Raw genomic sequence first — 667 nt, forward strand, 5'->3', positions numbered from 1 at the left:
CTGCGGATCCATCGGCGGCATGCCCTCACGCCGCAACCGCCGCTCCAGAACCCCCTCGGCCGCCATCCCGCCATCAGCCCACGGACCCCACGCCACCGACACCGCCGGCAGCCCCTCACCACGCCGCTCCTCGGCCAACGCATCCAAGTAGGCGTTCGCGGCGGCGTAATTGGCCTGTCCGCTGCTGCCCAGAGTGCCGCTGATCGACGAGAAGAGCACGAACGCCGACAGGTCCAGATCACGCGTGAACTCGTGCAGATGGCGTGCCGAGTCGGCCTTGGCCTGCCACACGCGCTCGAACCGCTCCGGGATCAGCGCATCCAGCACACCATCGTCGAGCACACCCGCCGCATGGAACACAGCCGTCAACTCGGACCGCAGCGGCTCCAGCAACCGCGCCAGCGCCTCACGATCGGCCACGTCACAAGCCGCGATCGTCACCCGCGCACCCGCCGAGACGAGCTCCGCCTCCAGCTCGGCCGCACCCGGCGCCTGCACACCCCGCCGACTGGTCAGCACCACATGCTCAGCACCACGCGCCACCAGCCACCGCGCCACCCGAGCACCCAACGCACCCGTACCACCGGTCACCAACACCGTGCCACACGGCACCCAGCCCTCACCCGGCACCACACCCGGCGACGACACCCGAACCAACCGACGCGCA

Annotated in this window: 1 protein-coding gene; it reads right to left on the reverse strand. The window is 70.5% G+C overall.

Translation table 11 applies throughout. The annotated features are described in order from the left end of the window. A partial coding sequence (locus LMU33_RS40865) for a beta-ketoacyl reductase (RefSeq protein ID WP_228627185.1) occupies window positions 1-667 on the reverse strand: 667 nt, incomplete at both ends.

The sequence above is a fragment of the Streptomyces barringtoniae genome (assembly GCF_020819595.1).
Classification (GTDB): domain Bacteria; phylum Actinomycetota; class Actinomycetes; order Streptomycetales; family Streptomycetaceae; genus Streptomyces; species Streptomyces barringtoniae.